20 protein-coding genes and 1 pseudogene are annotated in these 23,945 nt (G+C 67.2%); 7 read left to right on the top strand and 14 right to left on the bottom strand.

Annotated elements, in window-relative coordinates; all coding sequences use genetic code 11:
• Positions 1 to 2 precede the first annotated feature (2 nt).
• The 3 genes from ACFQ9Z_RS33515 to ACFQ9Z_RS33505 are packed head-to-tail and all read left to right on the top strand — an operon-like array spanning position 3 to position 4,175.
• Entirely contained in the window at positions 3 to 1,271 is a 1,269-nt protein-coding gene (locus ACFQ9Z_RS33515) for a hypothetical protein (protein ID WP_383028642.1), read from the top strand.
• A 45-nt stretch (positions 1,272 to 1,316) separates the two neighbouring features.
• Positions 1,317 to 2,807, top strand: a complete 1,491-nt coding sequence (locus ACFQ9Z_RS33510; RefSeq protein ID WP_383028638.1) for an SCO6880 family protein — start codon at positions 1,317 to 1,319, stop codon at positions 2,805 to 2,807.
• A 6-nt stretch (positions 2,808 to 2,813) separates the two neighbouring features.
• Positions 2,814 to 4,175 carry an ATP/GTP-binding protein gene (locus tag ACFQ9Z_RS33505; RefSeq protein WP_383028634.1) on the top strand — a complete coding sequence of 454 codons (1,362 nt, stop codon included), beginning with the start codon at positions 2,814 to 2,816 and terminating at the stop codon, positions 4,173 to 4,175.
• A gap of 253 nt (positions 4,176 to 4,428) precedes the next feature.
• Here ACFQ9Z_RS33505 and ACFQ9Z_RS33500 read toward each other — a convergent pair whose 3' ends face one another.
• Complete coding sequence (locus ACFQ9Z_RS33500) at positions 4,429 to 5,232, bottom strand: tetratricopeptide repeat protein (RefSeq protein ID WP_383028631.1); 804 nt, start codon at positions 5,230 to 5,232, stop codon at positions 4,429 to 4,431.
• Between the two features lie 382 nt (positions 5,233 to 5,614).
• Between ACFQ9Z_RS33500 and ACFQ9Z_RS33495 the strand changes: the two genes are divergently transcribed.
• Positions 5,615 to 7,477: a type IV secretory system conjugative DNA transfer family protein gene (locus tag ACFQ9Z_RS33495; protein ID WP_383028626.1), complete on the top strand. Its 1,863-nt coding sequence runs from the start codon at positions 5,615 to 5,617 to the stop codon at positions 7,475 to 7,477.
• 110 nt (positions 7,478 to 7,587) lie between these two features.
• Entirely contained in the window at positions 7,588 to 8,163 is a 576-nt protein-coding gene (locus ACFQ9Z_RS33490; protein ID WP_383028623.1) for a hypothetical protein, read from the top strand.
• A 495-nt stretch (positions 8,164 to 8,658) separates the two neighbouring features.
• Here the strand turns inward: ACFQ9Z_RS33490 and ACFQ9Z_RS33485 are convergent, their stop codons facing one another.
• The 11 genes from ACFQ9Z_RS33485 to ACFQ9Z_RS33435 form a co-directional block, all read right to left on the bottom strand.
• Entirely contained in the window at positions 8,659 to 9,174 is a 516-nt protein-coding gene (locus ACFQ9Z_RS33485) for a hypothetical protein (protein ID WP_383028620.1), read from the bottom strand.
• 341 nt (positions 9,175 to 9,515) lie between these two features.
• A complete protein-coding gene (locus ACFQ9Z_RS33480; RefSeq protein ID WP_383028616.1) occupies positions 9,516 to 9,746 on the bottom strand; it encodes a hypothetical protein in 231 nt (76 codons plus the stop codon).
• A gap of 204 nt (positions 9,747 to 9,950) precedes the next feature.
• A complete protein-coding gene (locus ACFQ9Z_RS33475; protein WP_383029000.1) occupies positions 9,951 to 10,670 on the bottom strand; it encodes a hypothetical protein in 720 nt (239 codons plus the stop codon).
• A gap of 115 nt (positions 10,671 to 10,785) precedes the next feature.
• Positions 10,786 to 11,922, bottom strand: coding sequence for an adenosine deaminase (add, locus tag ACFQ9Z_RS33470; RefSeq protein ID WP_383028997.1), 1,137 nt, complete (start codon positions 11,920 to 11,922; stop codon positions 10,786 to 10,788).
• A gap of 32 nt (positions 11,923 to 11,954) precedes the next feature.
• Entirely contained in the window at positions 11,955 to 13,202 is a 1,248-nt protein-coding gene (locus ACFQ9Z_RS33465; protein WP_383028613.1) for a nucleotide sugar dehydrogenase, read from the bottom strand.
• 33 nt (positions 13,203 to 13,235) lie between these two features.
• Positions 13,236 to 13,700 (bottom strand): NUDIX pyrophosphatase, encoded by a 465-nt coding sequence (locus ACFQ9Z_RS33460; RefSeq protein ID WP_383028609.1) that lies wholly within the window; start codon positions 13,698 to 13,700, stop codon positions 13,236 to 13,238.
• Positions 13,701 to 13,714: 14 nt separating this feature from the next.
• Positions 13,715 to 14,980 carry a DegT/DnrJ/EryC1/StrS family aminotransferase gene (locus tag ACFQ9Z_RS33455; RefSeq protein WP_383028604.1) on the bottom strand — a complete coding sequence of 422 codons (1,266 nt, stop codon included), beginning with the start codon at positions 14,978 to 14,980 and terminating at the stop codon, positions 13,715 to 13,717.
• On the bottom strand, positions 14,977 to 15,927 hold the full coding sequence (locus tag ACFQ9Z_RS33450; protein WP_383028599.1) for a phosphotransferase: 951 nt from the start codon (positions 15,925 to 15,927) through the stop codon (positions 14,977 to 14,979). The genes ACFQ9Z_RS33455 and ACFQ9Z_RS33450 overlap by 4 nt, the downstream gene beginning before the upstream one ends.
• An 8-nt stretch (positions 15,928 to 15,935) precedes the next feature.
• Positions 15,936 to 17,630, bottom strand: a complete 1,695-nt coding sequence (locus ACFQ9Z_RS33445) for a carbamoyltransferase (RefSeq protein WP_383028594.1) — start codon at positions 17,628 to 17,630, stop codon at positions 15,936 to 15,938.
• A 5-nt stretch (positions 17,631 to 17,635) separates the two neighbouring features.
• Positions 17,636 to 18,721, bottom strand: coding sequence for a hypothetical protein (locus ACFQ9Z_RS33440; RefSeq protein WP_383028590.1), 1,086 nt, complete (start codon positions 18,719 to 18,721; stop codon positions 17,636 to 17,638).
• A 5-nt stretch (positions 18,722 to 18,726) separates the two neighbouring features.
• Entirely contained in the window at positions 18,727 to 20,016 is a 1,290-nt protein-coding gene (locus tag ACFQ9Z_RS33435; protein WP_383028585.1) for a radical SAM protein, read from the bottom strand.
• Between the two features lie 617 nt (positions 20,017 to 20,633).
• On the opposite strand from ACFQ9Z_RS33435, the gene ACFQ9Z_RS33430 reads away from it, so the two are divergent.
• Positions 20,634 to 21,908, top strand: coding sequence for a transcriptional regulator (locus ACFQ9Z_RS33430; RefSeq protein WP_383028577.1), 1,275 nt, complete (start codon positions 20,634 to 20,636; stop codon positions 21,906 to 21,908).
• Here ACFQ9Z_RS33430 and ACFQ9Z_RS33425 read toward each other — a convergent pair.
• Positions 21,889 to 22,548 (bottom strand): HAD family hydrolase, encoded by a 660-nt coding sequence (locus tag ACFQ9Z_RS33425; protein ID WP_383028573.1) that lies wholly within the window; start codon positions 22,546 to 22,548, stop codon positions 21,889 to 21,891. The two genes, ACFQ9Z_RS33430 and ACFQ9Z_RS33425, sit on opposite strands and share 20 nt — an antisense overlap.
• Positions 22,549 to 22,701: 153 nt before the next feature.
• Here ACFQ9Z_RS33425 and ACFQ9Z_RS33420 point away from each other — a divergent pair.
• Positions 22,702 to 23,525, top strand: a pseudogene (locus tag ACFQ9Z_RS33420) (RNA-guided endonuclease InsQ/TnpB family protein); the annotation flags it as partial.
• 192 nt (positions 23,526 to 23,717) lie between these two features.
• On the opposite strand, the gene ACFQ9Z_RS33415 reads toward ACFQ9Z_RS33420, so the two are convergent.
• On the bottom strand, positions 23,718 to 23,945 hold a 228-nt coding region (locus tag ACFQ9Z_RS33415; RefSeq protein ID WP_383028568.1), incomplete at its 5' end, for a hypothetical protein.

Here is a 23,945-nt window from a genome sequence, read left to right as displayed (position 1 = left end):
TCATGATGGAAATCGACTGGGGAAACCCCGGTTTCTTGCGCCTGTACGGTCTGGTCTTCGCTCTTGCCGCCGTGTTCACGATGGTGCAGTGGCTGATATCGGTGGTGAAGCGGGTGGTGCGGGGTGTGCCGGTCGCCCAGGCCGCCATGGAGAATGTCGGCTATTTGCTGATGTCCGTGGCCGTGGCGGCGTTCATGCCGCTGGCCGTGGCGTACGCAGTCGGTTTCATTGACAGCGCGGCAGAGGCCATCCTGGGGGACTACATCGACGAGGTGTTCGTCGGCGGGCTGGCCGTCTTCGCCGCACTGTCCTCCCTGTCCGTTCTCGCGCCTGGGTTCGGCGTGGTCATCGCCATTCCGATCGCCCTGATGATCCTGTTCGCGGTGTTCGGCCTGTGGGTGATGCTGGTCGTGCGCAATGCGCTCATCCTGCTCGGGCTGATCTTCGGGCCGCTGGTCTTCTCCGGCCTGGTCGACAAGGACTTGTGGGGCCATACCCGCAAGTGGGTCGGCGTCATGGCGGGGGTGATCGCCAGCAAGCTCGGCATCTTCCTCGCCCTCGCACTCGCCGGTGCTCTCCTGGGCGGCGTCGGCGACAACGGCCACCGCATGACGTGGACGCAGGCCATCGGTACCTGCATCACGTTCACGGCCCTGCTGTTCATCGCCCTGTTCATGCCGTTTCAGGTCGCGAAGTGGCTGCCGCCCTTCGGGGATGAGATTCAGGCCATGGCCCAGGTTAAGGACGAGACGGGTCAGCGCGCGCGGGCCGTGAGGCAGAAGCACGACGACATGAAGGCGCGGGCCGCGTCCAAGAACTCGGCTGGAGGGGGTGGGGGCGGAGACGGTGGAGGCGGCGCCGGCGGGGGTGCCATGGGCGTGGCGACCAAGGCCGCTCCGCCTGCCGCCGCCGCAGTGGCTGTCAAGGAAGTCGGCGACCAGCTGCGTGATCAGACAATGCAGGCCGCTAGGGACGGCGCCAGCAGCGCCTCCGGAGACGGCAGCGGAGGCCAGCAGGGCGGCAGCCCCGGCAAGGGCAAGAGCTCCGGTGGGCCGGGCGGCAGCCCGCGTGGTGGGGGCCGCGACGGTTCCGGCAGCGGTGGAGGTAGCGGTGGCGGAGCCCGCCGACCGGCACCCGCTCCACCCCCGCGCCCCAGCGCTCCCGGATCCCGATCGAGGGGTGCCCCTCCGCCCTCGCCCAGGCAGGGCAGCCAGGCTGTCCCGCCTCCGGCGCCCGCCCGTCCGACTCCCGCCCCGCCGCCCGCGAGCTAGCGGCAGCTGTCCCCTCCCCCTTCACGCTTTGAGAAAGGAGTCGCGATGGACCGCGTCTTCAGCTTCCCGCGACCGCGGCCGCGCGGTCTGTTGGGGCGTCGCTTCGAGATGGACGAGCAGTTGGTGCTGCTCGGCGGGATCGTGCTGGCCGTTGGCCTGTTGGCCGGCCTGTCTGGGATCCCTCTGAAGGTCCTGGGGGCTCTTGGGGCTGCTGGCGCGTGCGTCTACGTGACGATGGTCCCCTACAGGGGCCGCACGTTCCTGCGCTGGTACGAGATCCGCCGCTCCCACCGCCGGCTGCTGCGTGACGGCAAGCTCCTGTACACGTCGACGGCCCCGCTCGCCGGGCGGCGCAGGGACGGCACACCGGTGCCGGTGGCCCAGCCGGTGGGTGTGCCGGAGTCCCTGGAATGGATCACGGCGAAGACCGCGTACGGGGACATCGCCGTCCTGCTGCAGCCCACCGAGTCCATGTTCGTGGCCTGCATCGAGGTCGAGGGTGCCAAGAACTTCGGCGGATTGGACAGTGCGGACAAGGAAGCGCTGATCTCGGCGTATGAGTACCTGCTGAAGGAGACCGCGGAGTCGGGCGGGCGCATCGAGTACGTGCAGTGGCTGGCCCGGCTGCTGCCCACCGACCCCAACGCGCACGCGCACGATGCCGCGGCGCGGCGGGACCCGGCCGCACCCGCCTGGCTGAGTGACTCCTACGACCAGTTGGTCGACATGGTCTCGGTCTACTCCGAGGACCGACGGCTCTTCCTGGTCCTGGGCATCCCCTATGCCCAGGAGCTGTCGGATGAGGCCCTCACCTACAAGACCCTGCACGACGGGTACGGCGAGGTGCTCGGCAAGGAGATCGAGCAGTTCATTCGCGGTCTGGGCGGCGCCCAGCTGCGCTGGGTGCGCAACCTCGACGAGCCCGCGCTCGCCTCGCTGATCCACCACGCCTACGCACCCGACCACTGGATCAACGACACTCGGGGCATGGACCGCGCGACGTGCTGGCCCGCCGAGATGGACGCCCGTGAACCCACCCGCATGGCGGCCCGCAGCTGGGAGGGCGCCGACCCCTGGTACACCGCGACCGCATGGATCAAGCAGTTCCCAGTCCTGCCGGTGGGCGTCAACTTCATGGCACCGCTGCTGCTCTACGTTTCCGACGTCATCCTGACGGTCGGGGTGACGATGCGGCTGCTGCCCACCGACAAGGCCCTCGAGGACGCCATGGCCGACGTCACCAACGAGGCCGGTCAGGCCGACACCCACCCAGGGAAGATCACCGACCCGCGCGAGGAGCGGGAGCTGGGAGCCTCCGCCTCCACCATGCACGACCTCGCCAACGGCGCGGCCGGCGTGAGGTTGACCGGATGGGTCACCGTCACCGCGCCCGACCGCGAGCTGCTCGTGCAGCACCGCAACACGGTGCGGGCAGCCGCGGTCAAGAGCCAGCTGGCGCTTGAGTGGTGCGACTCCGAGCAGTACCGCGCCTTCACCAACACCCTGCCCATGGTCACCGGACTGCTGAAGGACTGAGGCGCCATGCTGGAACTCATTCGCCGTCAGTCCCAGACCAGACGGCGCGCCCTGCGTACCACGACCGCCACCGCGTCCGGCCTCTACCCCGCGGTCGGCGCCCCCTCCTCAGACCCCCGAGGGGTGATCATCGGCCGCGAGATCTACTCCGGCAAGGCCTACATATACGACCCGTTCATCCTCTACGACCCCTCCGCTCGCGAACGGCTCCCCAGCGGTCACGCGCTCGTGCTCGGCAAGTCCGGGTTCGGCAAGTCCTCGCTTGAAAAGTGCTACGTGCTGCGGCAGTTGCGCTTTCGCGACCGCTCGTTTTGCGTCCTGGACGCCCAGGGCGAGGACGGGGTGGGCGAGTGGGACGGCATCGCCCGCGCCCTGGGCGTCACCCCGATCCGCCTGGTGTATGGGGGTGGGGACGGTGAGGGGGTGCGGCTGAACCCGCTGGACCCCCGGATCCCGTCCCAGTACCAGTTCAAGATCCTCTGCTCGATGGTGGAGATCATTGGCGGGCCGCTGAGCAGCGAGGCTGAGTTCTCCCTTTCGGTCGCTCACGCGGCGGCGCAGGTGCGGGCCGCGGCCGAGGATCGGGTGGCGGTGCTGTCCGACATCCACGACGCGTTGACCAATCCCGAGCCGGCCATGCTCGGCCGGCGTCAGGTCGGCGTCGAGGACATGGTCGAGTGGGGGCAGCCGGCCAGCCTTGCGCTGGACCAGCTGTGCAGCCCGACGCGGGATCTGGCCGGCTTGTTCAACGGTGCCACCACGCCGGGCATCGACCTGGACGCGCGGCTCATCGTCTTCGACCTCACACGCCTGCCGCGTGAAGGCGAGGCTATGCCGCTGCTGATGAGTGTGATCGGCCCGTGGCTGCGCTACGCGTGGATCAAGGCCGGTGACAGCATCAAGCGCACCCTGATCGTCGAAGAGGCCTGGCACATACTGTCCCACCAGCCCGTGGCCAGGCTTTTTGAGGAGTTCGTCCGATACGGACGGCGGCTCGGCCTGTCGTTCTGGGCGATCTTGCACCATCTCGGCGACCTGATGGTCGAGGAAGCCCCCGAAGCCGCTGCGATCTTGAAGCTGACCGCCACCCGGGTGCTCTACCACATGGACAAAGCTGAGGCCGATATCACGGCGGACTACCTGCAACTACCCGATTGGGCGCGGGAGGCGCTGGTCGACGGCGCCAGCCGCTGCTCACCGGGCCGGGCCGTGTGGCAGGTGGGCAATCGGATGCATCTGGTGGAGCACATCCGCAGTGCGGCCGAGTCGGAGCTAACGAACACCAACCGCAAGATGGCCGAGAAGGTCCGTGAGTTGCCGACTTCTGCGCCCATCATTCCGCTGAACCCGAGGGTGGTGGCCCGATGAAGAGGCTATCTCCTGTGGCAGGTTTCCGAACCCAAGACGGGCACGGTGGTGGCGCATGACCCTGCACCTGGCGCCGGTTCGGTCCCGTGAGTCTGCGGCGTTCTTTCGGAACTGGCACGTTCATCACCCACCGTCCGCTGGACAGGTCCTTGCCGTAGGTGCCGCTGCCGGGGATGGGATCCTCCAGGCCGTCGCGGTTGAGGGTCGGCCTGTGGCTCGTCAACCGCAGAACGCGACCTGGCTGGGCACTCCCTCAGGCTCGGTCGCCACCCAGGACCGTGCCGATCAGGGCCTCCGCCGCCCCAGAATCGCCGGCGAGCCGCCCGGCCTCCCGGATTTGCTCCTCATTCACAACCCCAGCCTTCACCAGCTGAATTGCCTCGTGGATGCCGTTTCCGTCGCCGTGCGCGAGCATGACGAGAAACCAGCGCACTGCCTGCACCGGGTCCGGCTCGGTGCCGAAGCCATCGCGGTACCAGCAAGCGGCGGCGTTCATCGCCCCCGTATGACCGCGTTCAGCTGCCCAGACGTACCAACCCAGTGCCTCCTCGTCCCGGTCCAGCGCCGACAGCCGGTCGGCGAGGACGGCACCGGCGGTGACGATCCCCCCGCGTGCGGCACTCTTCAACAGGCGCAAGGACTCGTCGGGGTCGTCGACCAGCTGGGCGAGGTTGAACATGCCGTAGGTGTCCCCGCCCTCGGCGGCCGCCTGGAACAGCTCGAGAGCCCGCTCGCGGTCCTCTTCGACGCCGAGACCCGTGACAAGCATGTGCCCGTAGGTGCGCTGTCCGGCCGGAAGCCCGGCCTCGGCCGCAGCGCGGGCATAACGCGCGGCTACGGGCAGGGCCGACTCGTTGAAGTACTCCAGGTAGATCCCGGCGAGCAGCGCGGCTGCCTCCGCCGACCCGCCGTCCGCGAGCGGCACGAGCTCGACGGTCACCCGGGTCGCCAGCTCGGCATCCTCTGCACTGCCTTCCATGGCGGCCCGGACGAAGGCGTGCCCCGCGGCCACCCAGTCCCCGGCCTCGGCTGCCCTTCGTCCTTCGTCCAGATACATGCGGGAACCCTATGGCACGCCCCGGTGAGGCATGCTCGGAGGTCTCCCTGTCCCCGCCCTGGGCGGCACCCCCTGTCCCGTGTGCGGGACTCGGGCGGCATTGAGTACGTCGCCCGCACGTTGTGGGAGGCGGTGGGTTGATGCAGCGCCTATCTCCCCTTCCCGCTTGCCTCCGTGCTGGTCAGGTCGCCGCTCATCTCGATGCGAAGGAGCGTCGCCTGATGACCTCCTTCCACCGCACCGACTGCGCGTTGTCGCGGAACGCCAGGCCCCCGTCCACTCGGCAGCAAGACCGACCGCATCGCGGCACCGCCGTGTGTCAGCCGCCCGCCAGTCGACTGACCGACCGCGGCTCGATATCTGTCGGTGGGGGTGCACGGTAGTGGCTAAGGTCGTCACCCCGCACTCGGGCAACCGCCTGCACGTCTACAAGGACGCCTGGTGGATCGCCCTGTGCATCACTGCCGTTTTCCTCACCTTGTGGGCCTGGGTGGCCGCCGTCGTCTCCGGTCTGCTCGCGCATGCGTCCCCGGCCCGGGTGTCGTGGCACGAGACGGCGGCCGCCATCCCTGCCCTGCTGGCCCATCCCCTGCAACCGCAGGACATGTACCCGGCGGGGTCCGGGGTGGGCGGGCCCTTCGCCTTCTATCCGCCCTTCCTCGCCGTGGCGGCCGGCACCTGCTGGGGAGCCCGGGCCGGGTGGCGGCGCTGGCGCACGATGCATGACGAGGGCACCGACGGACTGGCCACCACCGGCCAGCTCGAAGAGTCGATGGGCGAGGCTAAAGCACTGTCCCGGCTCGGCGCGCTACGCCCGAGCCTGGCCACACCTCGACCCTCCCTCGACAAGACAAGACCCGCCCGCGCGCTGCCCTGGCGCTCCAGCGCACCGCCGAAGGTGACCGACGTGCCGGTGACCGAGGTCGCCGTGTTCTGCGGCACCGCGATCCCGACCGGCGTGAAGCTGTACATCCCGTTCGAGGAAACCGTCCTGATCGTCGCCCCGCCCCGTGAGGGCAAGACGTCACAGCTGATCATGCCGTGGATCCTCGACTTCCCCGGCAGTGTGCTCGCCACCTCCTCCAAGACCGACGTCCTGTACGCGACGGCCAAGAGCCGCGAGAAGTACGGGCCGGTCATGGTCCTCGACCCGACGGGCCTGTCCAACTGGCCGCTCCAGCTGCAGTGGGCCATCACGGACGGTTGCGAAGACTTCACCGTCGCCCGCAAGCGCGCCGAAACCCTCACCGGCACGACCAAGTCCGATGAGGGAACGAAGAACGGGGGGTACTTCGTCATGAACGCCCAGATGCTCATGACGTGTTGGCTGCACGCCGCCGCGCTCGAGGGCCTGAGCGGAATGGACATCCTGCGCTGGGCAACCGCCCCCACCGAACGGCAGCCGGTCGACATCCTGGCCGCCCACGGCCAGGCGAACCTCGCTCGCGCCTTGGCCGCCCAGCATGCCGCGGCGCCCGAGGAGCGGTCGGCGAGCTGGCGCACCGCCGAGCAGTCCATACTTGCCCTGTACGACCACAAGGTCGCGGCGATCTTCGGCAAGTCCGCCCGCGACGAGAAAAACTTCTCCATCGCGAAGTGGCTCACCGAGGGCGGCACCCTCTTCCTCATCGGCGAAGAAGACGAGGGCTCCAGCCTGGCGCCCATCCTGGCGGCGTTCTCGCGGGCCATCCTCGACACCGCCAAGGTGATCGCAGCCAGGCTGCCCAACGGCCGCCTCGACCCGCCGTTCGCCCTGCTGGGCGACGAGCTTGCCAACGTGGCTCCGCTGCCGCAGATCCCCAGCCTGATGTCGGTCTCCGGCTCCCAGAACATCTTCATGGTCGCCGTGTTGCAGAACCTCGCCCAGGCGCACGAGAGGTGGGGGGAGCTGGGCGTAAGGAAGATGTTCGCGGCTGCGACCATCAAGGTGATCTTGGGCGGTGTCTCGGACGAGCAGGAGCTCAAGACGTACTCCCAGCTCGCCGGCGAGTTCGAAGAAGACACCGAGTCGGTCAGCGACGACGGAGACCGCGCCTCCATCAGCATCTCCACCCGGCGCCGGGCCGTGCTCGAGCCCGGGGACATCCGGCAGATCAAGGAACGCGAGGGCCTGGTCGTGCACCGGCGTACTCCCGTCACGCGGGTCAAGTTCGAGCGAATCCACGAAGGTCCGCGCGCCAAGGAGATCAGTGAGGCCACCAAGGAAGCACTGGAGAAGGTGAATAGCCATGCCGCCAGCCACTGAGTGGTCCATAGCGCAGGTCCTCACCCGGTCCCCGGGGTTGGTGAACGCTCCGGCCACCGCCGCGACCGTATGTGCGGCACGCCTTCGCCGGTCGCGAAAGGCCGCGTCACATGCCTGATCCACTCGGTCCACTCTTCGACGCGCTGGAGTCCATCAACGGCGAGCTCACCGGATTCGCCGCGCGCCTGGCTCGGCTTGAGGACGCTGGAGCGGTGCGAAGTGCGGCGAAGACGGGTGGCTCCGGCGAGGAAGGCGGGAGTGACAGCACCCGCGTCCGTGGCGCGCCCGTCGTGTGGCACAAGGTCAGGGGGGAGGAACGCGCAGAGCTGTGGGGCGAGTTCACCGCGTGGGTGATCCGCATGGCCGACACCTACGAGCTGACCACCGAGCAGCTTCCCCATGCCTGTTGGTGGGAGCACGGAGCGGTGGTGGCCGAACTGACCGCGCTGTGGACCGGCTGGGAGTCGGCTTACGGCGAGGAGGACGCGGCGGCTGGCCCCTATCTGTGGCACGACGCCTGGTCTCGCGGTATCGAACGGATCGGGCGCTCGTGGCTCGGCGAGTGCACCAACGGGTATCACCAGGCCAAGTCACGCACCGTTTGGGGCACCGCCCCCGCCTACCGCAAGAAGATCGTCGAGGCCGGGCCACCCGGCGTGCGCAGCAACGGCGGACCGGCTCACTGATCCCTACGCTGTTCAGCGGGATGTGGTCAGCGCTTCTTGTGGTTTACCCACCCAGGGGTGCTGAGTGAGCCTCATCTGGCCGACAGGAGGCTCTCGGCCCTGGTGACACGCATAGTGCGGCCTGCTTGTGTTCAGCGGAGCGGCGGGCGGCGGACTGCCAGGCAGTAGGTGAGGCAGGGCACGCCAGGCCCGTCCGTGCAGCGGGCGGGGGCGACCTCTCCGGCGGCACTATCACCCTCCACGCTGCATCGGGTAGCGGCGTCGACGCCCGCATCCACCTGCGGCCCGTCGTCGCTCGTTCCCGCGGGGCGCGCTCGGGCGGCGAGGACTTCGGCTCCCATCGCCCGCTCAGTCATCGAACGCAGACAGCCGGCCGACGATAAGACCCTGCACAGATACAGGGGGTGGGCCGGAGAGCTCCGCCGTGGTTACCGGATCGGCGACATGTGCCGAGGTACCCGGTGCGCGTGACCCGTATACCCCGGCGCAGTGGCATCAGCCGATGCCGGTGACCTGCAAAGCCGTGGTCCAGTTGGTCTTGATGGCGCTGCGGGCGGCGGACAGGGTGATGGTGCCGGCGCACACGGCGTTCTTCAGCTTCGTCTCCACGCCGTCCTTAGAGTGCGCGGTCTGGGAACCGGAGTAGGGCTCAGGCCACAGGTTGCCGGGATCGCGGGGCGCGCCACCGAGCTCTAGGGGAACGAGGTGGTCCTCCTCGTAGTCGGCCATGTTGGTGTCGGAGTAACCGTAGTCGATGATTCCCTGGGCCTTGAGCGGGTTGGTGTAGGACGTCGGGGGACGCACGGTGGCCGTCCAGCCGGACACGCAGATGGTGCTCTGGATGTTCGACTGAGTGACGTCCGGGTTGTACGCGCCGGGCGTGCACGAGGAGTCCGGCAACGGCAGCCGGGTGGTCGAGCAGGTCGACGCCTGGGCGGTGCTGGCCGAAGCCGCGATCAGGCCGGCGGCCGCGATGGCCAGGGCGCTGGTGGTGGCGGTGAATCGACGCATGTGGGGTGCTCCCGCAAGTGGGGCCCGGACTGGGGTGCCGGGCGGCTGACGGCATGACACCACCACCCGCGTCTATGCGAGTAGACCCGTGGCATGAACATGAGGTGACCTGCACAATCCTTGCCGTCGCGTGACCAGACCTTTCCGAAGCTCCCTGTTTCACGGCGGAGTTGAGCGTCGCTACACAAGGGAAGCGGGATGTCCGCCCCGCCCTTCTCGGCAATCCGCACCTGGACCGGCAGCTCGATCATCCGGCGAGCCGCAGCGTCGAACAGCGAGGGCGCGGTCTACTCGGCGAGCGGCGTATCTCGGCCTACGCCTGACCGCCGCCCGTGGCACGATCAGTCGGCGAAGGGCTGGACCTGCCCCGCGGGTAGATCATCACGCAGCCGCCGGAAGCGCACGGGGTGACGGTAGACGCCTTCGTCGACCGCGGAATCGGCGAGGAACTCCGCCACCAGGTCGGGCCGCACGTGGTGGTACTCCAGTTCGCCGTGGGTGCCCCAGCCGGCGCTGAAGCGGCGCCCGAGCCAGGGGTGATCGGGGTCAGCCGGGTGCAGCCGCTGGCTCAAGCAGTCCCTGGCGGTGATGTTGGATGGCGAGGTGCCAAAGTTCGCGGCGTACACACCGCGGGAGACCAAGGTCGCCCAGGCCCGCGACTTCGCGGGCTCAGCCCGGTGAAGGGAGTTATCCACGCCGGCTGCGTAGCCGTGATCACAGCAGTCACGGCTGGATCGTTCCAAACACCACCCTCGCCATTGGACCTTGTGTGTGGGTCAAGGCGCCAGCGCGGTGGCCACCTGAGCCAAGCGGTCGGCTGACAAGGCGAAGGGGTTTGTGGGGTTGCGAAAGGAGTACTCGCCATCGTTCACGGAGAATCCGTACCCGGCTACCGTCCAGCGCGCTGGACCGGGGGCCCCTTGATCCTCCAGGAGAGCAGAGGCGAGGGTCTCGGGGTCTTCCACGCGTGTGCGGGCGCGTAGCGCACCAGCCAGGCGGCCAACAGCGTCGTCGGGCATTGCATCGTCGCCGAACGCAGGCAGCAGGAGCAAAAGACGGGAGTGGGGGTCGGTGGTGCTGCCTCCGGGCAGCATGTTGTCCGCAGCGGCCATGAGTTCAGGCCAGGACAGGCCCGGACCCATAAAGTGCCCGTCATCCCGGGCGAGCACCTCGGCCTGGCCCCAGTCGGGGTGGTGGATGAGGTAGTCGGTTCCGGTGTCATCCGCGGCTGTCCGGTAGACCACGTGAAGACGGTGATCAGCAGCGAGCGGAACCGTGAAGGCCGGCCACTCGGCCCGCTCCCAGAGCTGCCGCTGGAAGTCGCCGGCCGCGTCATAGTCCGCGCCGAACAGCAGTTCCTCGGTCTCCTCGCTCTGGATACACGAGTAGAGGTGCCCCAGCCAGAAGAGCGGCTCATCCAAGAGCCCGACCTGGTACGTGAGGGGACCACCGTCGTAACCCGCTATCCGGGCAGGAGGCAGCTCTGCACTGTTCATCACGGATGACATCATGCCGCCCTGGCTCCGCCTCCTTGAAGCCGGGCGCACCAGCCGATCATTGCGGGACAGCCCTTAGGGACGACTGGGAACGACTCCGGAAAGAGTGCGTCGATCACCCATCACACCTCCTTTGACCTGCGACGAAGAACGGCGTGGAGAATGCGCGGATTGAACGCGTACAGGAATCCTTATGGTCGTGGTGGGCAAGTGTCCTTGACGTATCTGGGTGGTCTCGTTCCGTCCAAGCATCGATTTCAGTCAAGGTTTTTGCGATGAATTCGGTGGGCGCCCCGGATGATCTTATTGAGGTGGCGGCTATCGCGGCCAGTTGTTGGTCCGTCATCGCAATGACGGTACGGGCGATCTGGTATTCCGCGAGTACGTTGGTCTTCAGCAGCAGCGGGTCATCGGAGCCCAGGGAACATTGCACCCCGCTATCCAGGAGGCGGAGCAGGGGATGTTCTTGGATGTGCTTGAAGACTCCCAGAACGCGGTTGGACGTCAGGCACACGTCCAAGGTGATCTGTTCGTTGGCAAGCCGTTCCATGAGCGTCGGGTGTTCGACGGCGCGGACTCCGTGGGCAATCCGGTGAGGGGACAATGCGTCGAGTGTCCTGCGGATGCTGGCTTCTCCCGTGAGTTCCCCCGCATGCGGCGCGATGATTAAGCCTGCATCCCGGGCGATTGCGAAGGCTTCACTGAACGCCTCCGCAGGAGTGGCGGCCTCATCACCAGTGAGGCCGAAGGCCACGACGCCGCGGCCGGCATAATCGGCAGCGAGTCTCGCGAGTACAGCGGCAGCTCGCGGATCGCGATTGCGGCTTGCGCTGAGCGTGAGTCCGAATCCGACGCCCAGGGATCTGCCTGTCGCAGCTCCGGTGTCCAAGACGAGGTCAAGCACGGCTTCGGCCGAGCCGAGCGCGGGAACATAGGTCGTCGGATTGAAATGCGGTTCGATCCAGACCACTCCTGAGGCTGCTGCGTCCTCGACGACCTCTCGTACCAGGCGCCGCATATCGCTTCGTGTTCGAATCAGCTTGACGACTGCTCGGTAGCAGTGCTGGAACTCGTCAAACGAGCGATAGCAACCAACCTGCGGTGTCGGCTCTGCGTAGGCGCTGGCCAGATCCGCGAGGGTCCCGGGCCGCATGGCGCCCTCGAGGTGGAGATGAAGGTCGGCTTTCGGGAGGTCTGCGAGATCGCGGTCACTCGAGGGGAGATCCCTCGGTGTTGAGGGTGAGTGGGGCATGGCCATGTCCTCGGGATGAGAGCAGGACGGAATCACAGATGTTCGACGTTCGTGCCGCTCAGGCGTGCTCGACAGTCCAAGACATACGGCGCGTGGTCCTCGACGAGCCGGAGATCGAATGCATCGTGGTCGGTGATCAGGACGACTGCGTCGGATGCCGCCACAGTGTCCGCTGTGAGCCGCGGGTGGTGCACTCGGACATCGACGGCGATCGGATCACCGACGTGGGGGTCGCAGGTCTCATTGTGCGCTCCAAGTTCGACCAGGCGCCTCGCGATGGTGATCGTCGGCGAGTTCCGGACGTCGCCGGTGTTGGGCTTGTAGGACATGCCGAGGAGGAGGATGCGTGAGCCGTTGACTGGCCGGCCGTGCCGGTTGAGGGCCTCAGCCAGGCGCCGCACGATGTAGGCGGGCATCGCAGCGTTGACCTCGTCGGCCACCTCGACCAGGCGCAGTGCCCCGCCTGCCTGCTTCCGGACTTGCCAGGACAAGTAGGTGGGATCGACCGGAAGGCAATGCCCGCCGACGCCGGGGCCCGGTGAGAAGCGCATGAACCCGAATGGCTTGGTGGAAGCTGCATCGAGCGCGGCCCAGATATCGGTGCCGAGCTGTTGGGCGTGGACAGCGAGTTCGTTGACCAAGGCGATGTTGACTTGGCGGAAGGTGTTCTCCAGGAGCTTCGCCAGTTCCGCGTCCTGCACCGCGGCGACCTCGACGACAGTGTCGACGAGGCTCTGGTAGAAGTCGCTCAGGGCTTTCAGAGACGCATCGTCTATCCCGGAGACGATCTTCGGGGTGTTCTGGAGGGTCCATAGTCGGTTGCCGGGGTCGATCCGCTCGGGGCTGTAGCCGAGGTGGAAGTCCTCGCCCGCCCGGAGCCCGGAGGCGGCTTCCAACACTGGCCCGAGGACGTCTTCAGTCGTTCCCGGGTATGTGGTGGATTCCAGGATGATGACGCAGCCCGGTTGAAGGTGCGGGGCGAGTGCCAGGCCGGCTTGCTCGATCGCGGAGAGATCTGGCGCGCCGTTGCGTAACGGGGTGGGTACCGCGATGACTGCGACCTCGAATCCGGCCAAGTCTTCTGGGCGCGTGGTTGGTAGGTAGAGCCCGTCCGTCAGAGCTGCCGCGATCTGTTCCTCAGGCACATCGGGGCTCAAGGACTCCGCGGCCTGCAGTCGTTTCACGCGTTCTGCGTCGGTATCGAATCCCACAACCCGGTAGCCGACTTGCGCTGCCTGGATGGCCAGCGGCAGGCCGACGTAGCCTTGGCCGACTATCACTGCGTAGCGGGTCGGAGGATGCGCCGGCCACGGTCACTCGACCGGTCGGGGCAGGTCGGCGGCCAGCAGACGCTCATGAAGCTCCCCCAGGGCGGTGCGGTTGCTGTCGAATCGCAGCAGCTCGCTGGCTGCCTTGTAGTTCAGCCACTGGACGGCGGTGTGTTCATCAGAGAGCTTGATCTCTACGCCGGTCAGGTCCGCAGCGAACGAGTACTCAGGCACAACGTAGGTCCCCGTCGGCCAACTGTTTCGATCGGCGAAGAATCGTGCGGGGATGCTGGCGGTGGTCTGCAGCGGGTAGAGCGTGACCGTCCGGTCAAGGCCGAGCTCTTCACGTGTCTCACGGACGGCTGCCTGCTGGGGGCTCTCGCCTGACTCACCGCCGCCGGCGACTGCCTGCCAGACATCCATGTCCTGGCGGCGGAGTACGGCGAATTCGATCTCATCGCCGACCCGGCGGAAGGGTACGACGAGGATCTGGAATGGTGCTCGGGGCACGTGGCTCTCCTAGGCTAGGAATCGGATGGAACACGGGTCGTGGCGCGCTCATGCTCCGCTTCGCGGAGTTGGTCGCAGTTGTCGTGGATTTTTTCCACTGCGCGTACGACATCGGCGAGTTCTGATGGGTCATCGAGCAGCATTCCCGACCCGGCTGCTTGCCCGAGCAGCACCAGCTTCGTGCAGGCAGCACGGGTTTGTGTACATGACACGATCCGTGAGCACGCGTAGTCCTGGGATGCGGCGTTGGCGTAGATCGGCTCGTCGGGACAGGCGATGAGGTCGCGGAGAACGACAGGGATGCCTTCCGCTCTCAGCGCGGCGCGGAAGGAGCTGGTCGAGACGTTGCCGAATGCTTCGGGATCGAGGATGAACGCGAGGGAAAACCGGCCGTGTCTGGTTACCCGTGGGTCGGGATCGGCGGGTATGGGCCGCAGTCCTGGCACGCTGGATAGCGTGCTAGTGAGAAAGGCAGCGCCCTTCGTTTTCGCTGTGAGCTGGCGGTCCAGGCGTTCGAGCTGAACGCGCAGTAGGGCGGACTGGAACTCGCTGAGCCGCAGGTTCCAGCCGAGTTCGGGGTGGTGACCGGTGACGCCGAGGGGGCGGCCGTGATCGCGTAGCGATGCGATGCGTGCTGCGAGCTCACCATCATGTGTGACGACCGCTCCGCCCTCTCCGGCGGAGATGTTCTTCGTGCTGGCGAAGCTGAACACGCCGACCCTGCCCAGCGATCCGGTGTGAGCGCCCCTCCAGGTCGCGCCGAGAGACTGGGCGCAGTCCTCAACGATCGGGAGGCCGTGTTCGGCGCCGATGAGCCCGAGGTGGTCCATGTCGGCTGGGTGCCCGCCCAGGTGAACTGCGATGATCGCCTTCGTCTTTTCGCTGATCGCAGCTTTCACGGACGAGGGGTCGATCGTGTGGGTGTCAGGGTCGATGTCCGCAAACACTGGGACTCCGCCGAGCACGGACACCGCGGTGGCCGACGCCACATAGGTCATGGCGGGGACGACGACCTCGTCATCGGCCTGGACCCCCAGGGCTCTCAGAGCAATCATCAGCCCAGCGGTGCCGCTCGAGACCACCGCCACGTGCGGCACGTCGAGGTACTCACCGAGCGCCCTTTCGAACGCCTCACCCTGTGATCCGCTGTGGATCCCGCCCCAGCGGCGGCTGGCGAGGACACCGGCAAGCGCGCCGAGTTCCGTCTGGTCGGACTGCGGCCAGGGCTGGAAGGCGCGGGTCCGTATGGGCGGCCCACCGGAGAGGGCGAGGGTGGTCACGGCTGAGCCTCCTCTGCGACCCTGCGCAGGAGATCGCAGTTTTCGGTGATCCAGGTCAGCTGCTGGTGGCGGGCCCGCGCGAATGCCGGCATGTCGCGGATCTCGCCCTGGGGCGTGGTGAACGTGCGCGTCTCCGCCGCCTGAACGGTGATGTAGAGGTCGACCATGATCGCGCGATCCGTTGTGGGGATCGGGGCGACGGCGTGGTACGCGTTCAGATACTCCCGGAACGTCGAGCCCAGCAGATGCGAGGACAGCTGCGGGATGCAGGCCACGAAGGCCCGGACGATCTCATAGGGCCGCGGGAAGCGGGAGACTTGATCGAAGTCGATGAACAGGCGACGGTCCGGGCTGTGTGCGATGAGCAGGTTGTCCGGACGCGCGTCGCCGTGCACCCAGCTTCGGGGCACGGCAGCGAGCGACTGTGCGTCGAGCCCGAACTCCGCGAGAATCTTCATCCGCCAGTCGATCGCGTGCCGGCTGGCCGCATCGTGCGTCTGCCGCCGGATCCGCTCCAGGTCTGCCGCAGGAGGATCGGGCAGCTGAAGGAAATCCTCGCAGTGGCCCTGCGGGCTGAAGCTTTCGAAGCGGTTGTGCAAGGCGGCGAGCGCGGAAGCAAGGGCGGTCGGCGGCCCAGCCTGCTCTGCATGATCAACGTACTCGGTCACCGTATACGTGGCGTCGTCGACCTGGGCGGTCCATTGACCATCGAGAGTGAGTCGCAGGGGCGGGGCGAAGCCGGCCCGGGCCGCGTGCTGATGTGTCTGAGCCGCGAGTTGAACGCGTGCCCTCTCGAACCGCCGGTTGCACCGTTTGACGACGAGCAGCCCCTGGGCCGTGGGAACCACGGCGGACTGTCCGACGTGCCCACCGGGAAGCAGCCGGGCAGGTCCGCTCGCCTGTAGTCCGTACTGGTGCAGGCACGCGGTCAGCTCCGTCGCGCCCATGGTCCTAGTCACTTGGTCAGCACCCGATTCCCCATGACAAGCACGTCCAGCCCCGAAGAATAGAAGGTGCGGACCGCGTCCTGGGGGCTGCACACGATCGGTTCCTCTGCCAGGTTGAACGAGGTGTTGAGGATCGCGCCGACGCCGGTCCGGGCACGGAATTTCGTGATCAGCCGGTGGAAGAGCGGATTGCTGTCCGCGGTTACGGTCTGCGGTCTGGCGGTGCCGTCGATGTGGACGGTGGCCGGGATGAGGTTCTGCGCCTCGTCCCGCACTGGCAGCGTGCGCTCCATGAAGTGGACCGCCGGTTCCGGGCCGAAGTAGGTGGCGAAGTCCTCGGCGAGTACGGCCGGGGCGAAGGGGCGCCATGGCTCACGGAACTTCACCGCGTTGTTCACCTGGTCACGCACGCGTACGTTGCGAGGATCGGCGAGGATGGAGCGGTTCCCCAGCGCCCGCTGTCCGAGTTCCATGGCTCCCTGGAACCACCCGATGATCTTCCCCTCGGCCAGCGCATGTGCGGCGGCATCGGCCGGATCGTCCACGGCCGGCGCGCGCAGCTTCGCCAGGGACAGCGCCTCGTCGATCGCGCTCTGCTCAAAGGAGGGGCCGTAGTAGTTGTGTGTCATAGCCGGACCGCGTTCGCCCTCAAGCAGGACGCAGTGCGCGTACAGGGCCGCGCCGATAGAGGTGCCGCTGTCGTCGGGGCAACTGGAGATGAAGACCTCGTCGAACGGCGTCGAGGACATGATCTTCCCATTGAAGACCGAGTTCATGAACGTCCCTCCGCCCACGGCAACCCTCCGCAGCCCCGCCTTCTGGTGCAGGTCGGCGAGAAGGTGCTGGAGGGCGTCCTCCAGCACATGCTGGACGGCCGCGGCAATGTCATGGTGACGGGCGGTGATGGGTTCATCCGGCCGGCGCGGCGGCCCGAAGCGGTGGATGAACGCCTCGCTCACGGCACCGCGAGAGGGGCGAAGGTAATAGCCGAAGTAGTTGAGGTCGAGGCGGACCGTGCCGTCGTTCAAGTCGATGAGGTCCCGGAGCAGCTTGTAGGCGCTGCTTCGGGGGTCTCCGTATGCGGCAAGCCCCATGACCTTCCACTCGTCACGGTCGATCCGGAAACCCAGATATTGCGTGATCGCGCCGTACAGCAGCCCTACCGAGTGGGGATAGGGAATGGTGTCCATCGTGGTGAAGGAGTTGCGGTTCCCGACGGCGCGCAGCGCGGTGCAGTCCTCGCCTCGGCCATCGACGGTCAGGACTGCGGCCGACTCGAAGGGGGAGAGGAAGAAGGCGTTCGCCGCGTGCGCGTCATGGTGGTAGACGTAGTCGATGGTCAGCGGCTCACCGGCGGTCTGCAGGATCTGCGTGGCAGACCCTTGATACGGAACGTCGAGCAGAGCGGCGAGGTTGTTCGGGATCGAGTAGAGCCCTTCGGGATGCCAGCGGGCGCGTCCAGTGTAGCGGCCGTCGGGCACACTTAAGTCGATCGCCGGGTTCGTGCTCACCGCGATCCGGTCCACGCCGTGTAGACCGTCTGGGACAGTGGAGAGGCAGTACTCGATCGCGCGGGCGGGGAAGTCGCGCGCGTGCTTGCGCCGGGTGAGGCGTTCTTCCGCCGCTGCCGCGACGACATGTCCGTCCTCGATCAGCGCGGCCGAGGAGATGTGCAGATCGCTGGCGATTCCGAGAATGCGCATAGCCCTCATCCATCCACCGACACGCGGCACACTAGGTCTTCGATCACCCGGCTCGTCAGCGGGCCCGCAGCCGGCGGCTGGATCAGTCGATACGCGGGGGTCTGCGGAATCCGTAACTCGGCCCCGCTCGCCGGGCCGGCCAAGGAAGCCTGCTGGGGGAACACTTCGGCTGGACGGCGGAGCAGGTTGTGCGTCCACAGCGTCCGGCGCTCGTCCTCGTTGAGCTTCTCCAGACGCGGTGTGACCGCGTCTGGATCAACGTACGGTTCGATGGCCAGGCCGAGACGGCATCGAGGCGTCACCGTGCTGTCTGCCGCGGCGGCCAACTCCTGCGGGCGTATCCCCAGACGCGTCTCCGGGTCATCGCGGTGGGCTTCCACGCAGCCGAATCGCTGCGACCACCGGTGTATGAGAAAGGTCCGCAGCGGGCCGTCGCGCAGATCCAGCACGCTGCCCGCACGGATCCCAATTTGAATGGGGAAGCCGAGAGCGCCTTCGGCGTCCGAGTCGGCGTCCGGTGCGAGGGCGAACTTGTCGTTGCCCACGAGTACCGCCCCGAGGCTGTCCAGGCAGTGCAGCAGCAGCGTCGTCTTGCCGGCTGTCCGCCTCCCGACCACAGCCACGCCCACCCCGCGCAGCGTGAAACACGCCGCGTGGAAGAACGGGAAGCCGTCCCCAAGAAGTGCGCGGAGTACGAGAGCGCGCAGTATGCGGACCGCCACCTGCATGGGCTCGTCTCTGATGGCTGCCGCCAGGAGCAGGTGGACTGTCGAGTGCGTGTCATCCACGAAGCACACCGCGTCCGGCGAGGTGGGCAGAGTCGCTCGGCGCATAGGGGGCGTGGGACGGGCGTCCTTGACTGAGCCGATCAGTTCTGGGTCCACGTCATGGATGACAAGCCGCGCTCTGGCCGGGAAGTCCCCTTGTGTGAAGAAGCCCTCGGTGTACGACGCGACGTAGTCGACGACCGGTGACGGCGCGATGATCTCGACCGAAGCCATCGCGAGGCCGAAACGGTCTCGGCAAAGGGAAGTACAGGGGCGGCGGCGTGCCCAGGTGTCCAGATCGTTGACCGACAGGCTGTCCTGCACGGAGGTCACCTCTCGACCAGGTAGGCACCGCCGTTGACCAAGTCGGCCACCTGCCCCTCCAGGTGATCGATGCCGCTGGCCGCAGCGACCTGCTTGGCTGCTGCCAGGAGCCGGTTCGACCGGTTCTTGAATGGGTCGCACACCTTGGGGCAGATCACCGGGAGTTGGCTGCGCAGCCGTCGGCGCAGCTCACCTTCCCAGACCGCCGCGAAGGACCCCTCCAACGCGCTGCCGTAGCTGAAGCCGCCAGGCCGCGGGTGGTAGTTGCACGGGTACAGACATCCGTCCGAGCCCACCGCGGCCATCAGATCGGTGATCGAGCACGTGGAACACGTCCGCGCCATCTCAGCGGTCTGGCCGATCTTGTGGATCTCCAGCAGCCGGAATGTATCGGACGTGAGGTCCCTGCGGATCTGCTCGATCAGCCGGGACGCATGGTTGGCCTGGTCGGGGGTCAGCGGACGTTCGCCGGAGTTGTCCTGCTTTAAGCGCAAGCTGTCAGCGCCTGCTTGACGGATCAAGCGGGCAGCCGCGTACACCTCGTGGTAGTTCTCGGGATACATGACGAAGGAAGTGTTGATCTCTACGTCCGATCCGGTTTCGGCTCGGCGCTGCACGAGCCGCGTCAGGTTGGCCATCGCGCGCTCGAACATGACCTTGCCGGCCTTACGGCCGCCGTACTTCAGGTCGGCGTAGGTCTCCGGGGTACCCGCGTCGATGCTGATATGTACGTATCCCGCTGGGAGCAGAGTTTCTATGCAGGCGTCATCCATCAGCACGGCGTTGGTGAAGATGCCGTAGCGGATCCCGCGCTCGGCCAGCAGGGCGAACGCCGGGATCAACGCCTTGCGGGCGACGAGCGGTTCGCCGATCAGTCCGGAGAATGACACCGCTTCCACTTTGAAGACACCGGAGCGGTCTTCCCCGCCCTGCCGGTAGGGCGCCTCCATCTCGTAGTCGACGATGTCGCCGATCAGCTTGAGCATGTTCTCCGGACTCGTCAGATAGTCCGGGAGCCGGTCCGACGCATCTTTGGCCGCGTCCAGCATGACCAGCTGCTCCCGCTGCTCGTCCCACAGCTCCAGGGGGACGTGGTCTCCGATGCACCAGGCGCAGCGCAGATTGCATCCGCTCGACGGATGAATCAAGACCTCGTACGGGGGGACGACCGCGCCCTTGGACACGGCGGCGAACCGCGCCCAGTGCCGCCTGAGCACGTCGAGTTCATTGAAGCGGCCCGGCAGGTCGCTGCGGACGTAGGGGGCGAGTGGATTGGTCTCCACCACATTGGTCATGCGAGAACTCCCGGGCGTTGCGGTAGTTACCACGAATCCGTGGCAAGGTTGGTAATTCCATGACAATTCGACGGTTCGCTGTGCCGATTGCGGTCAGAGGAGGGTGGGCGCGGGACATGGGCTGCGAGATGGACGACTGTGTGTGGTCGTATGATCTCTTTCTGTGTCTACACGTGTTTTTCGTGCGGTGTGAAATAGGTCACCGTGCACCTTGTGTCGCTTGCTGATGGCGCCTTCAGAAGCGATTGGAGACGGCTCGGGGCGCACCCGTGGACCGCCCCCCGGCGTGGTGCGGACGTCCTGTCTGACGCTGTGGTCATGCCCTTAGTACCTTCTGGTCGCGGAACAGCAGAGAACGGGTGGAGGGCCACCGGGCACAGCAGTGCCGGCCGTCGCCGCCAGTCCAATCCCGCCTGCGGAGGGCAGACGGCTCGGTAGGGCGGTGTTTGGTGCTGACGAGGTGACATCATGCTGACCTTGGAGGTCCTCTTCGAGGGCTTTGATAGGTCATTAAGAGGACTCGAACAGGGCTTCGTTGTTCCTTCGTGGGTGATTTCGCGCCGCTGTTAGGACGTCGCGTGGCACGCTCTGACCAGAGCGCCATCCGGAGGAGACCCATGTCCCGCCCCCCAGGTAACACCAGGCTCAAGGCCGCACGTCTGGCCGCCGGGTACAACTCCCAGCAAGCCTTGGCCGACGCCATCTCCGAGACCGCACCAAAGCTCGGCATCAGAGGGCTGGCGGTTGGCGTGCGGCAGATCAGACGCTGGGAGTCCGCCACGCCGCCCTGGCCGCAGCCAGATGTGCACCGAGTGCTGACGCATCTGTTAGGGCAGAGCATGGAGGACCTCGGGTTCACCCCTCCATGGGCAACCCCACGCCCCCAGCACGGCACAACCGTTGATAACAACCCGCGCGCGCCCCTGTACGGCACACGGCTGGCGACGGTCCCCGCTCAGAGCGCAGCCGCGACCCAACCTGCGTCAGTCGGACGGGACTTCGCGGCGGTCACGCAATCGCACCGCCGTCTGTACTGGTCTGTCGCCCCCGCCGTGCTGCACCCAGCCGTCCTGGAACATGCCCGTCTCGGCTGCACCCTTCTTCCGGAGACGGGCAGTCCAGCCCGCCAGACCCTTGCGGGCGCACTGGCTGAGTCCTACCTCTTGGCCGGCCGGATCGAGTTCTTCGACCTGCGCCAACCGGACCAGGCTTCGGAGACGCTCCTGCGGGCTCTACAAGCAGCAGGCGAAGCAGACGATCCGCTGCTCGGAGCAGCCGCCCTCGCGCATATGGCGTTCATCCCCGGGTGGGCGAACGATCGGGAGACGGCAATCGAGCGCATGATGGCCGCCCGCACATACGCCCGCCGCGGGCGCGCGTCAGCGGAGTTCTGGGCGTGGCTCGATGCTGTTGAGGCGGAGTGCGAGACCCGCTGCGGGGATCCTCACGCCGCGCTGCGATTGATTCACCGCGCCGAGGACACGCTCGCCGTAGGCGCCGAACATGCCACTCCCGAGTGGCTGGACTGGTTCAGCCTCGTCCGCCTGTCCGCGTTCAAAGGGAACACGCAACTGAAGGCCGGCCACCTGCCACAAGCGCGCCAGACGCTCCACGAGGTACTCGACGGCCTACCGCCTACATCGAACAAGCAACGCACCGTCGTCCTCGGTGACCTGGCCGCGGTGGAAGCCGCCGACGGAAGACCGAAGGAGGCATGCCGCTACACCATCCAAGCCCTCGACCAGCTGGCCATCACCTGGTACGCCACCGGAATGGACCGCGTCCGCGAGGTCCGCCGCACCCTCGCCCCATGGCAGAACGAGCAGTGCGTACGGAACCTCGACGATCGTCTCTACGACTGGGGCACGACGGTCAGCGCCCTGCAGCGTTGAACTTGGCGATCTTCTCCGGCAGTTCCGCGAGCGAGTCGATGCGCATCGTCGTAATCGCGTCCGCGTCCGGATCACGTTGCTGGATCGTGCCCCAGGGGCCACGCCGGATCAGCGCGGTCAAAAGGCCCGCCTGTACAGCTGGGCGGATGTCGTTGTCGAGCCGGTCACCCACGTACAGAATCTCGCCCGGCCCGGCAGGCGTCGCTTCAATGACACACTCGAAGAACTTCACGTCCGGCTTCGAAACCCCCCAGTCGTCGCTGGTGGCGATCATGTCGGAAGGAAGGTCCAGCCCCCGCAGCAGCCCGCCGGCCCGCACCGTCTGGTTCCCGGCGATGCCCACCCACAGCCCTGCCTCGCGCAGGGCAGCCAGCGTGGGCCGGACGTCCGGGTACAGGTCCCCTTCACCGAACCACTCCGGCTGCCCCGCAGCGGCACGCTTCTCGCGCTCCTCGGTCAGGTCGAACCCTGGCCGGAACTCCTGGAACGTCTCCCGATAGTCCCGCCCCTGCGCGATGACCGCACCGAACATGGCCGCGAAGGTGTGCCGTGGCACACCCAGCCAGTCAGCCCACGTCCCGTACTCCCGGGTTTCGTCAACAAGACACTCGCCCACGTCGAATACCACCGCACAAATCATGCTCCGCAGGCTAACCCGTGCAGCAGAACGAGGGGAGTGCCCGCCCTGCGACCGTTCCGAGCACACGGTTCCGTCCGCGAGAGCAAGCCCCCGCCTGGTCACTACGCAGACGGCGCGCCGGAGCGGACTCGGCCGGCTCCACGCCCACCGGACCTGCCGAAGATCGGAGACGTGCGGGTGAGGTGGTCGCGGACGCTGCCCTCGACGCCGTCCACGGTGAGCGTGGTAAGGACTCGGCCGGCCGGTACTTCGCGAGCTTCGTCGTGCAGACCGGCCCGGAGGAACTCCTGCCGGAGACGACGCCCGAAGTGGGTATCGAACTCGGGCTCGGGCACTTCGCGGTCCTCTCCGACGGCACGAAAATCGACAGCCCGCGGTTCCTGCGCCGGGCCGAGAAGCGCTTGAAGAAGGCGCAGCGCGCCTTGTCCCGGAAGGTCAAGGGCTCCTGCAACCGGGACAAGGCCAGGGTCAAGGTCGCCTGCGCGCACGCGTGGGTCGCGGACGCGCGCCGCGAGTTCCACCACCAGCTCTCCACGAAGCTGATCCGCGAGAGCCAAGCGGTCGCCGTGGAGGACCTGGCGGTGAAAGGGCTCGCTCGCACGCGTCTGGCCAAGTCCGTGCACGACGCCGGATGGTCGGCGTTCGTGGGCATGCTGGAGTACAAGGCCGCCCGGTACGGGCGCACCTTCGTGCGCATCGGCCGGTTCGAGCCGACCTCCCAGGTGTGCTCGCGGTGCGGCGTCAAGGACGGCCCCAAGCCCCTCCACGTCCGAGAGTGGACCTGCGGTGCATGCGGGGCCGTCCTGGACCGGGACATCAACGCGGCGGTCAACGTCGCCAAGGCGGCCGGACTGGTCGTGTCAGCCCGTGGAGCGCAGGTAAGACGGGGACCCGTCCCCACACAGCGCGGCGAAGCGGGAACCCGCCCGGAACCGCACCCGACAACGGTACGGCAGACGGGAATCGCCCTCCTTTAGGTGGGCGAGGATGTCAAGGCATTCACCCCACCGACAGCACTCGCACCCGCGCCGCAGCCACCCGACGCACCCCGCCGACGGCCGCCTGATCTGGGTAGCTCCCAACACGATCTCGGGCTCCGTCGTTGATGCACCGCACAAGGCCCTGACCTGCTTCTTCTCGCGAACTGCTGTGCGTGAGGAGATGGTTGGCTAAAGCTTGTCCCGCATCTGACCGGTTGGGGGCGCGGCGGCCAGACGCAGACGTTGGACACCGCCTCGCGTCAGCAGCATCCCGCTGCTGGTCACGAGGTCATGGGCGGCAAGGCCGATCCTCATGCCGGAGATTCGTCGGCCCTGCGTGCTCTCGACGATGGCCGGCCTGGTCGCCGCTCGCAGGACCTTCCAGATAAGGCGCGTCTCCTCGGTCAGGAGCTGATG

Origin of the sequence: Streptomyces sp. NPDC056580 (assembly GCF_042793175.1) — a bacterium.
Taxonomy (GTDB): Bacteria; Actinomycetota; Actinomycetes; order Streptomycetales; family Streptomycetaceae; genus Streptomyces.
The sequence above is the reverse complement of the archived record's forward strand: the minus strand, read 5'-3'. Positions and strand labels throughout refer to the sequence as shown.

Excerpts from the sequence above, each read along its gene's own strand:
- ACFQ9Z_RS33515 (WP_383028642.1), top strand. The coding sequence starts at position 3 with ATGATGGAAATCGACTGGGGAAACCCCGGTTTCTTGCGCCTGTACGGT.
- ACFQ9Z_RS33510 (WP_383028638.1), top strand. The coding sequence starts at position 1,317 with ATGGACCGCGTCTTCAGCTTCCCGCGACCGCGGCCGCGCGGTCTGTTG.
- ACFQ9Z_RS33505 (WP_383028634.1), top strand. The coding sequence starts at position 2,814 with ATGCTGGAACTCATTCGCCGTCAGTCCCAGACCAGACGGCGCGCCCTG.
- ACFQ9Z_RS33500 (WP_383028631.1), bottom strand. The coding sequence starts at position 5,232 with ATGTATCTGGACGAAGGACGAAGGGCAGCCGAGGCCGGGGACTGGGTG.
- ACFQ9Z_RS33490 (WP_383028623.1), top strand. The coding sequence starts at position 7,588 with ATGCCTGATCCACTCGGTCCACTCTTCGACGCGCTGGAGTCCATCAAC.
- ACFQ9Z_RS33485 (WP_383028620.1), bottom strand. The coding sequence starts at position 9,174 with ATGCGTCGATTCACCGCCACCACCAGCGCCCTGGCCATCGCGGCCGCC.
- ACFQ9Z_RS33475 (WP_383029000.1), bottom strand. The coding sequence starts at position 10,670 with ATGAACAGTGCAGAGCTGCCTCCTGCCCGGATAGCGGGTTACGACGGT.
- add (WP_383028997.1), bottom strand. The coding sequence starts at position 11,922 with ATGCCCCACTCACCCTCAACACCGAGGGATCTCCCCTCGAGTGACCGC.
- ACFQ9Z_RS33450 (WP_383028599.1), bottom strand. The coding sequence starts at position 15,927 with ATGGGCGCGACGGAGCTGACCGCGTGCCTGCACCAGTACGGACTACAG.
- ACFQ9Z_RS33445 (WP_383028594.1), bottom strand. The coding sequence starts at position 17,630 with ATGCGCATTCTCGGAATCGCCAGCGATCTGCACATCTCCTCGGCCGCG.
- ACFQ9Z_RS33435 (WP_383028585.1), bottom strand. The coding sequence starts at position 20,016 with ATGACCAATGTGGTGGAGACCAATCCACTCGCCCCCTACGTCCGCAGC.
- ACFQ9Z_RS33430 (WP_383028577.1), top strand. The coding sequence starts at position 20,634 with ATGTCCCGCCCCCCAGGTAACACCAGGCTCAAGGCCGCACGTCTGGCC.
- ACFQ9Z_RS33425 (WP_383028573.1), bottom strand. The coding sequence starts at position 22,548 with ATGATTTGTGCGGTGGTATTCGACGTGGGCGAGTGTCTTGTTGACGAA.